This is a genomic window from Shigella sp. FC1661 (genome assembly GCF_001712525.1).
GTDB classification, from domain to species: Bacteria; Pseudomonadota; Gammaproteobacteria; order Enterobacterales; family Enterobacteriaceae; genus Escherichia; species Escherichia coli.
In genome coordinates this window covers 1-14417 of record NZ_MDGW01000004.1, presented here as the reverse complement: position 1 = coordinate 14417, position 14417 = coordinate 1, and the positions used below count along the sequence as shown (strand labels likewise).

Genomic DNA, 14417 nt, shown 5'->3' with positions numbered 1-14417 from the left:
CGAACAGTGGGGCTACGTCGGTGCTAAATCACGTCAGCGCTGGCTGTTTTACGCGTATGACAGGATACGGAGGAGGGTTGTGGCGCACGTCTTCGGTGAACGCACTCTGGCCACACTGGAGCGTCTTCTGAGCCTGCTGTCGGCCTTTGAGGTCGTGGTATGGATGACGGATGGCTGGCCGCTGTATGAATCACGCCTGAAGGGAAAGCTGCACGTTATCAGCAAGCGTTACACTCAGCGCATTGAGCGACATAATCTGAATCTGAGACAACATCTGGCAAGGCTGGGACGGAAGTTACTGTCGTTCTCAAAATCGGTGGAGCTGCATGACAAGGTCATCGGGCATTATCTGAACATAAAACACTATCAGTAAGTTGGCAGCATTACCACGATTTTCTTATGGAATTACTGGTGGGAATGTTTTTTTTAGTTGTCTTGTTTTTGTTTTTTTCTATTTCGCAATCTTAATGACAGTGTCAGCAGATATGCCGCTTGTTGGCTGTGTTTTGACTTTGTCACTGTTGGTTTTGCTTATATTTATGGCAGCAAAAGGACTGCGTTATCAGGCCTTGATGACTAGTCTCAACGGCGTAAGATTTAGTTTTAATTGCTCTATGAAAGGGTTCTGGTGGGTAACCTTTTTCTTGCCGATTTTAATGGCCATTGGGATGGGGACTGTTTTCTTTATCTCGACAAAGATGCTACATGCCAATAGTTCAAGTAGTGTTATTATATCTGTGGTTCTGATGGCAATAGTTGGTATTGTTTCCATTGGTATTTTTAATGGTACTTTATATAGCCTGGTAATGAGTTTTCTCTGGAGCAATACCAGTTTCGGTATACATCGTTTCAAGGTGAAATTAGATACTGCGTATTGTATAAAATATGCCATCCTCGCATTTTTAGCTTTATTACCTTTTCTCGCTGTTGCTGGTTATATTATCTTCGAACAAATATTAAATGCGTATGATAGTTCTGTGTATGCAAATGATGATATTGAGAATTTACAGCAATTTATGGAAATGCAACGTAAAATGATAATCGCGCAGTTAATCTATTATTTTGGGATTGCTGTTAGCACCAGTTATTTAACGGTGTCGTTGCGAAATCATTTTATGAGCAACCTGTCACTGAATGATGGGCGTATTCGTTTTCGCTCAACTTTAACGTACCACGGTATGCTTTATCGCATGTGTGCGTTGGTAGTGATATCCGGGATTACGGGCGGTCTGGCTTATCCACTGCTGAAAATATGGATGATTGACTGGCAGGCAAAAAATACGTATTTGCTGGGCGATTTGGATGACCTTCCTTTAATCAATAAAGAAGAACAACCAGATAAAGGCTTCTTAGCCAGTATTTCACGGGGAATTATGCCTTCTTTACCATTTCTGTAAGAGATAAAAAAGGCCGGAGCATGCTCGGCCTTCGTTTTCATCACTGTGTTTTGATTACAGCGCGGCGATAACAGCCTGCTGTTCAATCAGCTTCGCTTTCGCTTCTGCATAGCCTTCCAGCTTCTCACGCTCTTTCGCGATGACCGCTTCCGGTGCGCGGGCGACAAAGCCTTCATTCGCCAGCTTGTTCTCGATACGGCTGATTTCGCCTTCGATCTTCGCCACTTCTTTCGCCAGACGCGCCAGCTCATCTTCTTTGTTGATGAGGCCAGCCATCGGGATCAGCAGCTCTGCGCCGTCGATGATCTTCGTAACGGAAACCGGACCTTTGTCATCGGCAGGCAGCACGGTGATGCTTTCCAGACGCGCCAGGGTTTGCAGGAAGCCACGGTTTTCATTTACGCGACGTTCTGCATCCGCGCTGCAACCACGCAGCAGCAGCACCAGCGGTTTGCCCGGCGCGATGTTCATTTCTGCACGGATGTTACGTACCGCAACGATCGCCTGTTTCAGCCACTCGGTGTCAGCCAGTGCGGCTTCATCAACCTGAGATGCATCGTACTGCGGGAACGGCTGCAGCATGATGGTGTCGGCAGTGATACCGCAAAGTACTTTCACACGCTGCCAGATGGTTTCGGTGATGAACGGAATGATCGGATGCGCGAGGCGCAGCAGACCTTCCAGTACAGTCACCAGCGTATGGCGAGTACCGCGCAGTTCGGCTTCGGTTCCACCGTTCATTACCGGCTTAGTCAGCTCCAGATACCAGTCGCAGAACTGGTTCCAGGTGAACTCATACAGAATGCCTGCAGCGATATCGAAGCGGAAGCTGTCCAGCGCTTCGCGGTACGCTTTGATGGTCTGGTTGAACTCTGCCAGAATCCAGCGGTCCGCCAGCGACAGCGTCATTTCACCACCGTTGAAGCCGCAATCCTGACCTTCCGTGTTCATCAGCACAAAGCGGCTGGCGTTCCACAGCTTGTTACAGAAGTTACGGTAGCCTTCCAGGCGTTTCATATCCCAGTTGATGTCACGACCGGTAGAAGCCAGCGCCGCCAGGGTGAAGCGCAGGGCATCGGTGCCGTGCGGCTCAATGCCGTTCGGGAACTGTTTCTCGGTGCGCTTACGGATTTTGTCCGCCAGCTGCGGCTGCATCATATTGCCGGTACGTTTCTCCAGCAGTTCCGGCAGCGAAATACCGTCAACCATATCCAGCGGGTCAATAACGTTACCCTTGGATTTGGACATCTTCTGGCCTTCGTCGTCACGAATCAGGCCGGTCATGTAAACGGTATGGAACGGCACCTGCGGTTTGCCATTTTCATCTTTGATGAAGTGCATGGTCATCATGATCATGCGGGCAATCCAGAAGAAAATGATGTCGAAACCAGATACCATCACGCTGGTTGGGTGGAACTGGCGCAGTGCGTCGGTGTTTTCCGGCCAGCCTAGGGTAGAGAAGGTCCACAGCGCAGAAGAGAACCAGGTGTCGAGAACGTCTTCGTCCTGACGCAGGGCAACGTCGGCACCGAGGTTATTTTCCTTGCGCACTTCTTCTTCGTTGCGGCCAACATAAACGTTACCTGCTTCGTCGTACCATGCAGGGATACGGTGACCCCACCACAGCTGACGAGAGATACACCAGTCCTGAATATCGCGCATCCAGGAGAAGTACATGTTTTCGTACTGCTTCGGTACGAACTGAATGTCGCCGTTCTCAACCGCCTCAACCGCCGGTTTCGCCAGTACATCGGCACGCACGTACCACTGGTCGGTGAGCATCGGTTCGATAACTACGCCGCCACGGTCGCCGTAAGGCACGGTCAGGTCGTGCGGTTTAATTTCTTCCAGCAGGCCGAGCGCGTCAACCGCAGCAACGACTGCTTTACGTGCAGCAAAACGCTCCAGTTTCTGGAACTCTGCCGGGATTTCGCTGGAATAAACGTCAGATTCGTTACCTTTGGTATCGAACACCTGGGCGCTTTCACGGATATCGCCGTCAAAGGTCAGGATGTTGATCATCGGCAGCGCGTGACGTTTACCCACTTCATAGTCGTTAAAGTCGTGCGCCGGAGTGATTTTCACGCAGCCGGTGCCTTTTTCCATGTCGGCGTGTTCGTCGCCAACGATCGGAATACGACGGTTAACCAGCGGTAGAATGACATATTTGCCAATCAGGTCTTTGTAACGCGGATCTTCCGGGTTAACGGCCACGCCGGTATCGCCCAACAGGGTTTCCGGACGGGTAGTCGCAACCACCAGATAATCTTTACCGTCTGCGGTTTTCGCGCCGTCAGCCAGCGGATAGCGGATGTGCCACATCGAACCTTTCGATTCGCGGTTTTCCACTTCCAGGTCAGAGATAGCGGTGCGCAGTTTCGGATCCCAGTTTACCAGGCGTTTGCCACGGTAAATCAGGTCTTCTTTATACAGACGAACGAAAACTTCTTTCACCGCATTGGACAGGCCTTCGTCCATCGTGAAGCGTTCACGCTCCCAGTCGACGGAGTTGCCGAGACGGCGCATCTGACGGGTAATCGTGCCGCCGGATTCCGCTTTCCATTCCCAAATTTTGTCGATGAAAGCTTCGCGGCCGTAGTCGTGACGGGTTTTACCTTCTTCTGCGGCAATCTTGCGCTCAACGACCATCTGGGTAGCGATCCCGGCGTGGTCAGTACCGACCTGCCACAGGGTGTTTTTGCCCTGCATGCGCTGATAGCGGATCATGGTATCCATGATGGTTTGCTGGAAGGCGTGACCCATATGCAAACTGCCGGTGACGTTCGGCGGCGGGATCATGATGCAGAAACTTTCCTGGCTTTCATCGCCATTAGGCTTAAAGTAGCCCTGCTTTTCCCAGTGCTCGTAAAGCGGCTGTTCGATATCTTGTGGGTTATATGTCTTTTCCATTATTTCCAGGTTGCCGTATTCAGGTTGAAACCAGCCACGCGGTAGGCTTTATAGCGTTCGCGCGCCAGTTGTTTCAGAGAATCTTCATAAGGAACGAAGTCTACCACTTCTGTGAAAGCGGTGGCAAAATCTGCAAAGCTTGTTCGCAGACTAATCAATATATCGCGCGGGCTGCTGCTGCGTTTTTGCGGCCAGGCGATCTCCACCGGCGCACCGCCGCGCGGTCCTTCTCCCGCTAAATTATGCGGAACAAAGCTTTCTGCCGGACGCGCCCACAGGGCTTCATCCAGCCGGTAAGCCTGCTTTTCATCTTCACAGGCGATGAGCACGCGCTTACCGCTGCGCCAACGTTCTGCGGCAATTTCACACACCAGTTGCTCAACGGCGCTTAAGCCATCGACGGTGGTGTCATTGTCCAGAAGGTAGAACGTCGCGTTTTTCATATATGGGGCTTCTTGTGGTGGATTTAAATACGCATCAGGTATACACCGCAGCGCCTGATGCGACGCTGTTGTGTCTTATCAGGCCTACGAGTTCAGTGCTGTGTAGGTCGGATAAGGCGTTCACGCCGCATCCGGCAATAACAGCCTTGCCTGACGCAATTACTCTTCGCCGTTAAACCCAGCGCGGTTTAACAGGAACTGTGCCAGCAACGCCACCGGACGACCGGTGCGCCTTTTGCTTTACCAGAACGCCAGGCGGTTCCGGCGATATCCAGGTGCGCCCAGTTGTACTTACGGGTAAAGCGCGACAGGAAGCAACCTGCGGTAATCGCCCCACCAGGACGACCGCCAATGTTCGCCATATCGGCAAAATTGGACTCCAGCTGTTCCTGATACTCGTCACCCAGCGGTAAGCGCCATGCGCGGTCACCGGATTGTTCAGACGCGGCAATCAGTTCATGGGCCAGCGGATTATGGTTCGCCATCAGACCGGTAATGTGATGACCCAGCGCGATCACGCAGGCACCGGTCAGCGTCGCCACGTCAATCACCGCTTCCGGCTCAAAACGCTCAACGTAAGTTAACACGTCGCACAGTACCAGGCGGCCTTCAGCGTCGGTATTCAGCACTTCAACAGTTTGACCGGACATGGTGGTTAACACATCGCCCGGACGATAGGCTCGTCCGCCAGGCATGTTTTCGCAGCCTGCCAACACGCCGATAACGTTAATCGGCAGTTGTAGCTCCGCGACCATCCGCATCACGCCGTAAACCGCTGCCGCACCGCACATATCGTACTTCATCTCATCCATGCCTTCTGAAGGCTTGATCGAGATACCGCCGGAGTCGAAGGTTAAACCTTTACCCACCAGCACGATTGGGCGTGCATCTTCCGACGCGTTGCCTTTGTACTCAATCACCGACATCAGCGATTCGTTTTGCGAACCCTGACCGACCGCCAGATAGGAATGCATCCCCAGCTCTTTCATCTGCTGTTCGCCGATAACGCGGGTGATGACATTCTTGCTGTAGCTGTCAGCCAGCTGGCGCGCTTGTGAAGCGAGGTAAGCGGCGTTACAGATATTCGGCGGCATATTGCCGAGATCTTTTGCTGCTTTAATCGCGGCGGCAATCGCCAGACCGTGCAGGATCGCGCGCTCACCGCTGGTCAGTTCACGGCGGGTCGGCACGTTGAACACCATTTTACGCAGCGGACGACGCGGTTCGCTCTTGTTCGTTTTCAGCTGATCGAAACTGTAGAGCGTCTCTTTTGCCGTCTCGACAGCCTGACGCACTTTCCAGTAGTTGTTACGGCCTTTAACGTGCAGTTCAGTCAGAAAGCAGACCGCTTCCATTGAGCCAGTATCATTCAGGGTATTAATGGTTTTCTGAATAACCTGCTTGTACTGACGCTCATCCAGCTCACGTTCTTTGCCGCAACCAATAAGGAGAATTCGCTCGGAAAGTACATTCGGAACATGGTGCAGCAACAATGTCTGCCCCGGTTTTCCTTCCAGTTCGCCCCGACGTAGCAGGGCGCTGATGTACCCATCGCTGATTTTATCGAGCTGTTCTGCAATCGGAGAAAGGCGACGTGGTTCGAAGACGCCCACGACGATGCAGGCACTCCGCTGTTTCTCCGGGCTACCGCTTTTTACACTAAACTCCATGCACTACGCTCCTGAATCTTAAAGACAACGGCGGTGGCTACAGATAGAATTGCAAGCTTTCGTAACTCATGTCCGCTGTTGCGATGACTTCGTGTTAATCTTAACGTTATTACGGCATTGGCACGTCAGAACAAAATCTGAGAGGTGAATCCGTTGAGTATAATTATCTTAGCGACGATTTCGACGACTCAAGAGAATAAATGACGTTTAAGCCATGAAACAAGCTAAAATCCTGCAAAAGACGAGTTTTTACGGGCGTATTTAAAGTGATAATCATAAGATATCTGGTGCGGGAGACGCTCAAAAGCCAGCTGGCGATACTCTTCATCTTGCTTTTGATCTTCTTCTGTCAAAAGTTAGTGAGGATCCTCGGCGCAGCGGTTGACGGCGATATTCCGGCGAATCTGGTGCTCTCCCTTCTCGGGTTGGGCGTGCCGGAAATGGCGCAGCTTATCCTGCCATTAAGCCTGTTCCTCGGGCTGCTGATGACGCTGGGCAAACTGTATACCGAAAGTGAAATTACGGTAATGCATGCCTGCGGCCTGAGCAAAGCGGTTCTGGTGAAAGCGGCAATGATCCTTGCGGTATTCACTGCAATCGTCGCGGCGGTTAACGTGATGTGGGCGGGACCGTGGTCATCGCGTCATCAGGATGAAGTGTTAGCAGAAGCGAAAGCGAACCCTGGCATGGCGGCGCTGGCGCAAGGGCAATTCCAGCAAGCGACTAATGGCAGCTCGGTGCTGTTCATCGAAAGCGTTGACGGCAGCGATTTCAAAGATGTGTTCCTCGCGCAAATTCGACCAAAAGGTAATGCACGTCCTTCTGTGGTGGTGGCCGATTCCGGACATTTAACCCAGCTGCGCGACGGCTCCCAGGTCGTCACTCTCAACCAGGGAACGCGCTTCGAAGGCACTGCACTGTTACGTGATTTCCGCATTACGGACTTCCAGGATTATCAGGCGATCATTGGTCACCAGGCGGTAGCGCTCGACCCGAACGATACCGACCAGATGGACATGCGTACATTGTGGAACACTGACACCGATCGTGCCCGCGCAGAACTGAACTGGCGTATCACGTTGGTATTCACCGTGTTTGTGATGGCACTTATGGTCGTACCGCTGAGCGTGGTTAACCCGCGTCAGGGACGCGTACTATCGATGCTGCCAGCCATGCTGCTGTATCTACTTTTCTTCCTGATCCAGACCTCCCTGAAATCGAACGGCGGTAAAGGTAAGCTGGACCCGACGCTGTGGATGTGGACCGTTAACCTGATTTATCTGGCTTTGGCGATTGTTCTCAACCTTTGGGACACCGTGCCGGTCCGCTGCCTGCGCGCCAGTTTTTCGCGTAAAGGAGCGGTGTGATGCAACCTTTTGGCGTACTTGACCGCTATATCGGTAAAACTATTTTCACCACCATCATGATGACGCTGTTCATGCTGGTGTCGCTGTCGGGCATTATCAAATTTGTCGATCAGCTGAAAAAAGCCGGGCAGGGGAGTTACGACGCGTTAGGCGCAGGAATGTATACCTTGCTGAGCGTGCCGAAAGATGTGCAAACATTCTTCCCGATGGCGGCTCTGCTTGGGGCGTTGCTTGGTCTTGGGATGCTGGCGCAGCGCAGCGAACTGGTGGTGATGCAGGCTTCTGGTTTCACCCGTATGCAGGTTGCGCTGTCGGTGATGAAAACCGCCATTCCGCTGGTCTTGCTGACGATGGCGATTGGTGAATGGGTCGCGCCGCAGGGCGAGCAGATGGCGCGTAACTACCGTGCGCAGGCGATGTACGGCGGCTCGTTGCTCTCTACCCAGCAAGGCTTATGGGCGAAAGATGGCAACAACTTCGTTTACATTGAGCGGGTTAAAGGTGACGAAGAGTTAGGTGGCATCAGTATTTATGCCTTTAACGAGAATCGTCGTCTGCAATCCGTACGCTATGCCGCTACTGCGAAGTTTGACCCGGAACATAAAGTCTGGCGTCTGTCGCAGGTTGATGAATCTGATCTGACCAATCCGAAACAGATCACCGGTTCGCAGACGGTGAGCGGCACCTGGAAAACCAACCTCACGCCGGACAAACTGGGCGTGGTGGCGCTGGACCCGGATGCACTCTCAATCAGCGGTTTGCACAACTACGTGAAGTATCTGAAGTCGAGCGGTCAGGATGCCGGACGTTATCAGCTCAATATGTGGAGCAAAATCTTCCAGCCGCTATCCGTGGCGGTGATGATGCTGATGGCGCTGTCGTTCATCTTTGGCCCACTGCGTAGCGTACCGATGGGCGTGCGTGTGGTCACCGGTATCAGCTTCGGTTTTGTCTTCTACGTACTGGACCAGATCTTCGGCCCGCTGACGTTGGTTTATGGCATCCCGCCGATCATCGGCGCACTGTTGCCAAGCGCCAGCTTCTTCTTAATCAGCCTGTGGCTGTTAATGAGAAAATCGTAACCGAATGAACGAATAAAGGGAGCGAAAGCTCCCTTTATTATTGTTAGCAAAGTGTGCTTCGTTCATGCCTGAAAAATCATGAAAATCCAATATATTGCAGTGGTGTAGGCATGATAAGACGCGCCAGCGTCGCATCAGGCAAAGACAAATCGCGCCTGACTTACCTTCTTCTTCCCCCCAGCAAACTCCCCAACATCCCACGTACAATCTGATTCGTCACCTGGCGGGCGGCGCTTTTCGCCATTGTTTGCACCACACCATCTTTCTTCCCGCCGCGTGGTCCGGTAGTGCCAAACAAAATATCCTTCAATCCACCAAGAATACCGTCATCCACCGCCACCGCTTTCCCTTTCGCGGGAGGATTATTTTGCTGCTTGGTACTGGCCTGAAAGCCTTTTTGCAACATCTCATAGGCGGATTCCCGGTCCACGTCATCCTCGTACTTGCCATACACCGGGGAGTGGTTAATCAAGCCATTGCGCTCATCTTCCGTCACCGGTCCCATCCGCGAACAAGGCGCAATCACCATCGCCCGTTCCACCACAGAAGGACTTCCTTTTGCATCGAGAAACGAGATTAACGCCTCGCCGGTCCCCAGTTCCTGGATTGCCTTTTCGGTATCAAACGCCGGATTGGCCCGCATGGTTTGCGCCGCAGCTTTTACCGCTTTCTGATCTTTGGGCGTAAAAGCCCGCAAAGCGTGTTGAACGCGATTACCGAGCTGCCCGAGCACATTATCCGGAATATCAGACGGGTTTTGCGAAACGAACCAGACGCCCACGCCTTTTGAGCGAATAAGCCTTATTACCTGCTCAATCTTATCCAGCAGTACCTGCGGTGCATCGTTAAACAGCAGATGTGCCTCGTCGAAGAAAAACACCAGTTTTGGTTTCTCCAGATCGCCCGCTTCCGGCAATTGTTCATACAACTCTGAAAGCATCCACAGCAGGCTGGCGGCGTACAGTTTCGGCATCTGATAAAGCTTCTCGGCGCTGAGGATATTGATAACGCCTTTACCGTTGGTATCGGTGCGCATCCAGTCTTTGATATCCAGCATCGGCTCGCCAAAGAAATGCGCCGCACCTTGCTTTTCCAGCGACAGTAAACCGCGCTGGATGGCACCAACCGATGCGCTACTGATATTACCGTACTGATTCTGGAAAGATTTGGCGTTATCGCCGATGTACTGGGTAATCGCCCGCAGATCTTTAAAGTCGAGCAGCAACAATCCCTGATCGTCAGCAATACGGAAGATGATATTCAGCACGCCAGATTGCACATCGTTGAGATTCAACAGCCGCGCCAGCAACAGCGGCCCCAGGTCTGAAACCGTCGCCCGCACCGGATGGCCTTTCTCGCCAAAGATATCCCACACCACCACCGGATTAGCATGCGGTTGCCAGTCATTGACGCCGATATTTTTAAGCCTTGTGAGCAGTTTTTCCGACGCCGTTCCTGCCTGCGCGATACCGGTCAGATCGCCTTTCACATCAGCCATAAACACCGGCACGCCGATTTCCGACAATGACTCTGCCAGTTTTTGCAGCGTAACGGTTTTACCCGTCCCCGTTGCGCCAGTAATCAGCCCGTGACGGTTAGCCATTCCCGGCAGTAAAAAAAGTTCTGTGTCCGGCGTGCGGGCAATTAATAGGGGTTCGCTCATGAGATTTCCTCCAGTTTCCTGCCTGGAGTATAGGCAACGGCTGCGCACTCTTCACCGCTAAATTCAGCAGATTGCGAGACGCCTTCCAAAGAGATTTAAGTGCCGGGCGACAGGCACCCGGCAAAGTGATCAGAAGTCGGCTTTCAGAACCACGCGGTAACGCGCCTTACCGTCGCGCACATGCTTGATGGCATCGTTAATTTTCGACATCGGGAACAGTTCGGTGGTCGGCGCAACCTTGCTACGGGCGGCAAAGCGCATCAGCTTTCGCAGCTCATAAGGCGTGCCGGTAGCAGAACCAGAGATGCTGCGGTCGCCCGCAATTAACGTAAAGGCCGGAACAGACAGCGGCGTGAGAACCGCACCGACCGTATGGAAATTACCGCCATAGGTCAGCGCCTCAAAATAAGGCTGCCAGTCGAGGCTGACGTTCACAGTATTGATAATGAGATCAAACTGCCCCGACAGGGCTTTCAGTGCCTGCGGATCGCGGCTATTCACCACTTTATCGGCACCCATCGCCAGTACTTCCTGCTCTTTCGCCGGATTAGAACTAAAGGCCGTCACCTCGCATCCCATTGCGTGCAGAAGTTTTATAGCGATATGCCCCAGCCCGCCAATACCAATTACCCCAACGCGGCTGGTAGCAGTGATATGGTGCATCAACAGTGGTTTAAAGACCGTGATACCGCCGCACAACAGCGGCCCGGCGGACTCGATATCAATATTTTCTGGCAGTGGAATCACCCATTGCCAGTCCGCACGCAACTTCTCGGCAAAGCCACCGCGATTCATAATCGTCGGCACCGCACCTTGCTCGCAGTTGATCTGATTACCGCTAATACAGGCGTCGCAGTGACCACAGCTACGCGCCGTCCAGCCAATCCCGACACGCTGACCGACCTGCAAACCTTTATCCTGCGCGGCGCTCCCGAGTGCCACCACGCGCCCAATCACCTCATGCCCGGCAACCAGCGGATATTGTGAAAATCCCCATTCATTGTCGATCATCGATAGATCGGAATGGCAGATCCCGCAATAATCCACCTGCACTTCAACATCTTGTGGCCTCAGCTCACCGGGATCGTACTCATAAACTTCCAGTTCGCCGCCCGCTTCTTTTGCGGCATAGCTTTTTATCATCGACATTTTTTGGTCCTTCTCTGGTGTTGTTTGGGAAGTGTAGAGCATGGCAGGGCGGGGTGCCTGGAGTGTGACAAAGGTTACACATCGCTGTGTGCAATGCTGAAAATTTCAGCACTTAGCGAGGTGCGAGCAAGCTGGCGCTTGCATGGTGGCGTGCGACAGGTATAATCCACAACGTTTTCCGCATACCTCTTCAGTGCCGAAGTGGCGAAATCGGTAGACGCAGTTGATTCAAAATCAACCGTAGAAATACGTGCCGGTTCGAGTCCGGCCTTCGGCACCAAAAGTATGTAAATAGACCTCAACTGAGATCTTTTTTTATGCCTGAAATCCGCGCTACACAAGGCTTTTCCAGCTTTTCCCCTCAACTGAAGTCAACCTGACTCAACCCACATCAACAGGCTTGTGAGTATACTAATGAGTATATTTGCCGATTCGATATTGCTTGTATACTCACGAGATACCAATGGAAGGAAGACCATTATGGCCCTAACGGATACTAAAGTTCGCTCTGCGAAACCTGAGGAGAAAGAGTATTCACTTGTTGACGGCGACGGCATGTCCTTACTTGTAAAACCTGGCGGTTCAAAGTATTGGCGATTTCGTTTCCGTTTTGGCGGTAAACAACATTTGATGGCGTTCGGCGTTTACCCGGATGTTTCGCTGGCGGATGCGCGGAAGAAAAGGGAAGAGGCCAGAAAGCTGGTAGCTGCTGGTATCGATCCTCGTGAGCATAAGCGTGCTGTGAAAGAAGAGCAGGCGAAAGAGATTATTACTTTCGAGAAGGTTGCCAGAGAGTGGCTCGTAACCAACCAAAAATGGTCGGAAGAGCATGCTAATCGTGTAAAAAAGAGCCTGGAGGACAATATCTTCCCGGCAATTGGTTCCCACAATATTGCTGAACTGGGCACCCGCGATCTGTTAATTCCTATTAAAGCCGTGGAGAAATCCGGACGTCTTGAAGTGGCTTCCCGCCTTCAACAGCGCACCACGGCCATCATGCGTTATGCAGTGCAAAGCGGGTTAATTGATTACAATCCGGCGCAAGAGATGGCGGGGGCGGTAGCTTCCTGTAATCGACAGCATCGTCCGGCGCTGGAGTTAAAGCGTATCCCGGAATTACTCCAGAAAATCGATGAATACACCGGCAGGCCACTAACCCGCTGGGCAACCGAACTTACCCTGCTTATTTTTATTCGATCCAGTGAGCTGCGTTTTGCTCGCTGGTCAGAAATCGATTTTGAAACGTCAATGTGGACCATCCCGCCTGAGCGAGAACCTATTCCCGGTGTGAAACATTCTCAGCGAGGAGCAAAGATGCGTACACCTCATCTGGTGCCGCTTTCAAAGCAGGCGCTAGCGATCCTGAAGCAGATAAAACAGTTCTGTGGCGAACATGAGCTGATTTTTATTGGCGATCACGATCCGAGTAAGCCCATGAGTGAAAACACGGTGAACAGTGCATTGCGGGTGATGGGCTATGACACCAAGGTTGAGGTTTGCGGCCACGGCTTCCGCACTATGGCCTGTAGCTCATTGATTGAGTCAGGGTTATGGTCGAAGGATGCGGTGGAAAGGCAGATGAGCCATATGGAACGCAATTCGGTGAGGGCGGCGTATATCCATAAAGCGGAACATCTGGATGAGCGCAAGCTGATGTTGCAGTGGTGGGCTGATTTTCTGGATGCGAACCGGGAGAAGGGGATTACGCCGTTTGACTATGCGAAGATCAATCGGGGTAATGGCGAGTGAGTTATCTAAAAGCGCACATTCGCCTCTAAATTGAAAGCTGCTGACTTATTCAAACGAGGAATTGGTCAGCAGTGCCAAATAGCCGAGTTTTCACTAAGGTAAGCCTTTTTATTGAACCTAATCGGCAGTAATGCTCCACCTAAGCCTAAATTTAAAGTCATGATTACTTATAAAAGGGGAGTGGACCCTTGATTGAGCCCTACATCGTAACAAAGGTACAGCAATTCGGCTACATCAGGAGTGATAGTCAATTAGTTAATCTAATAATTAATTGAATCTAAATAATTAAATTTCTTACGTAAAATTGACCAATTTACTGGTGGTGTAAGCCGCAATATCTTAATGTAATCAGTATAAAGGGGCTTGATTTCTTTTAAAGAGAGTATCCGTATGAATTTTAAGGAAAAACTCGAAGAGCATTTTAAGCAGTTCGAAGCATCCCCAGTGTTATTTGTCGGCTCCGGTGTGTCTCGTCGTTATCTTGGTGTGCCATGTTGGCAAGACCTTTTGAAGCATTTTGCTGAGGCAATTGAGGAAAATCATATAAAATTAAAAACAAAATCTAATGGTGACTTACCCGAATATGCACAATTATTGGTGTCTGCATATGCTGAGAAATGGTGGGATACTGAAGAAGGACAATTAGCATTAAGTGAAAAAGAACAGGAGAAAACTTTCATTAACGAACAGTCTCCTTTGAAGTTGTCAATATCTAAATATATTGAGAATGCACATAAAAATATTATAGATAATGATGAGTTAAAACATGAAATTTCTGGTAATGCTGCCAACTTACTGATTTAGTGTATGATGGTGATTTTAAGGTGCTTGCGTGGCTTCCATTTCCATCAGATGTCCTTCCTGCTCCGCTACTGAAGGCGTGGTGCGTAACGGCAAAAGCACTGCCGGACATCAGCGCTATCTCTGCTCTCATTGCCGTAAAACATGGCAACTACAGTTCACTTACACCGCCTCTCAGCCCGGTAC

10 protein-coding genes, 1 tRNA gene and 3 pseudogenes are annotated in these 14417 nt (G+C 51.4%); 9 read left to right on the top strand and 5 right to left on the bottom strand.

Annotated elements, in window-relative coordinates:
• Positions 1–373, top strand: a pseudogene (locus tag BFF42_RS00295) (IS1-like element IS1F family transposase); the annotation flags it as partial.
• 16 nt (positions 374–389) lie between these two features.
• Positions 390–1397: pseudogene (locus BFF42_RS00290) on the top strand (DUF898 family protein); the annotation flags it as partial.
• Between the two features lie 54 nt (positions 1398–1451).
• Here BFF42_RS00290 and valS read toward each other — a convergent pair.
• From valS to pepA, 3 genes and pseudogenes are all read right to left on the bottom strand, one after another.
• Positions 1452–4307, bottom strand: a complete 2856-nt coding sequence (valS, locus tag BFF42_RS00285) for a valine--tRNA ligase (RefSeq protein WP_000416409.1) — start codon at positions 4305–4307, stop codon at positions 1452–1454.
• Positions 4307–4750: a DNA polymerase III subunit chi gene (holC, locus tag BFF42_RS00280; RefSeq protein WP_000786399.1), complete on the bottom strand. Its 444-nt coding sequence runs from the start codon at positions 4748–4750 to the stop codon at positions 4307–4309. Before holC ends, valS begins: the two co-directional genes overlap by 1 nt.
• A gap of 159 nt (positions 4751–4909) precedes the next feature.
• Positions 4910–6420 (bottom strand): annotated as a pseudogene (gene pepA / locus BFF42_RS00275) (leucyl aminopeptidase).
• A gap of 153 nt (positions 6421–6573) precedes the next feature.
• Between pepA and ytgA the strand changes: the two are divergent.
• From ytgA to lptG, 3 genes are all read left to right on the top strand, one after another.
• On the top strand, positions 6574–6624 hold the full coding sequence (gene ytgA / locus BFF42_RS27160) for a protein YtgA (RefSeq protein WP_211180521.1): 51 nt from the start codon (positions 6574–6576) through the stop codon (positions 6622–6624).
• A gap of 62 nt (positions 6625–6686) precedes the next feature.
• Positions 6687–7787 (top strand): LPS export ABC transporter permease LptF, encoded by a 1101-nt coding sequence (gene lptF, locus BFF42_RS00270; RefSeq protein ID WP_039059779.1) that lies wholly within the window; start codon positions 6687–6689, stop codon positions 7785–7787.
• Positions 7787–8869, top strand: coding sequence for an LPS export ABC transporter permease LptG (gene lptG, locus BFF42_RS00265; RefSeq protein ID WP_005009933.1), 1083 nt, complete (start codon positions 7787–7789; stop codon positions 8867–8869). The genes lptF and lptG overlap by 1 nt, the downstream gene beginning before the upstream one ends.
• A gap of 160 nt (positions 8870–9029) precedes the next feature.
• Here the strand turns inward: lptG and BFF42_RS00260 are convergent, their stop codons facing one another.
• Positions 9030–10532 carry a helicase HerA-like C-terminal domain-containing protein gene (locus tag BFF42_RS00260; protein ID WP_004988616.1) on the bottom strand — a complete coding sequence of 501 codons (1503 nt, stop codon included), beginning with the start codon at positions 10530–10532 and terminating at the stop codon, positions 9030–9032.
• A 129-nt stretch (positions 10533–10661) separates the two neighbouring features.
• A complete protein-coding gene (gene ahr / locus BFF42_RS00255) occupies positions 10662–11681 on the bottom strand; it encodes an NADPH-dependent aldehyde reductase Ahr (RefSeq protein ID WP_004988353.1) in 1020 nt (339 codons plus the stop codon).
• A gap of 195 nt (positions 11682–11876) precedes the next feature.
• On the opposite strand from ahr, the gene BFF42_RS00250 reads away from it, so the two are divergent.
• The 4 genes from BFF42_RS00250 to BFF42_RS00235 form a co-directional block, all read left to right on the top strand.
• Positions 11877–11961, top strand: a tRNA-Leu gene (locus BFF42_RS00250).
• A 200-nt stretch (positions 11962–12161) separates the two neighbouring features.
• Positions 12162–13430: a tyrosine-type recombinase/integrase gene (locus tag BFF42_RS00245; RefSeq protein WP_012421665.1), complete on the top strand. Its 1269-nt coding sequence runs from the start codon at positions 12162–12164 to the stop codon at positions 13428–13430.
• A gap of 390 nt (positions 13431–13820) precedes the next feature.
• On the top strand, positions 13821–14234 hold the full coding sequence (locus tag BFF42_RS00240) for an SIR2 family protein (protein ID WP_024258708.1): 414 nt from the start codon (positions 13821–13823) through the stop codon (positions 14232–14234).
• 28 nt (positions 14235–14262) lie between these two features.
• Positions 14263–14417, top strand: a 155-nt coding sequence (locus BFF42_RS00235; protein ID WP_001348782.1) for an IS1 family transposase, incomplete at its 3' end; no start/stop codon positions are given.

Bases quoted from the DNA above. Each gene is read 5' to 3' on its own strand.
- valS (WP_000416409.1), bottom strand. From the start codon at position 4,307: ATGGAAAAGACATATAACCCACAAGATATCGAACAGCCGCTTTACGAG.
- holC (WP_000786399.1), bottom strand. From the start codon at position 4,750: ATGAAAAACGCGACGTTCTACCTTCTGGACAATGACACCACCGTCGAT.
- lptG (WP_005009933.1), top strand. From the start codon at position 7,787: ATGCAACCTTTTGGCGTACTTGACCGCTATATCGGTAAAACTATTTTC.
- BFF42_RS00260 (WP_004988616.1), bottom strand. From the start codon at position 10,532: ATGAGCGAACCCCTATTAATTGCCCGCACGCCGGACACAGAACTTTTT.
- ahr (WP_004988353.1), bottom strand. From the start codon at position 11,681: ATGTCGATGATAAAAAGCTATGCCGCAAAAGAAGCGGGCGGCGAACTG.
- BFF42_RS00245 (WP_012421665.1), top strand. From the start codon at position 12,162: ATGGCCCTAACGGATACTAAAGTTCGCTCTGCGAAACCTGAGGAGAAA.
- BFF42_RS00240 (WP_024258708.1), top strand. From the start codon at position 13,821: ATGAATTTTAAGGAAAAACTCGAAGAGCATTTTAAGCAGTTCGAAGCA.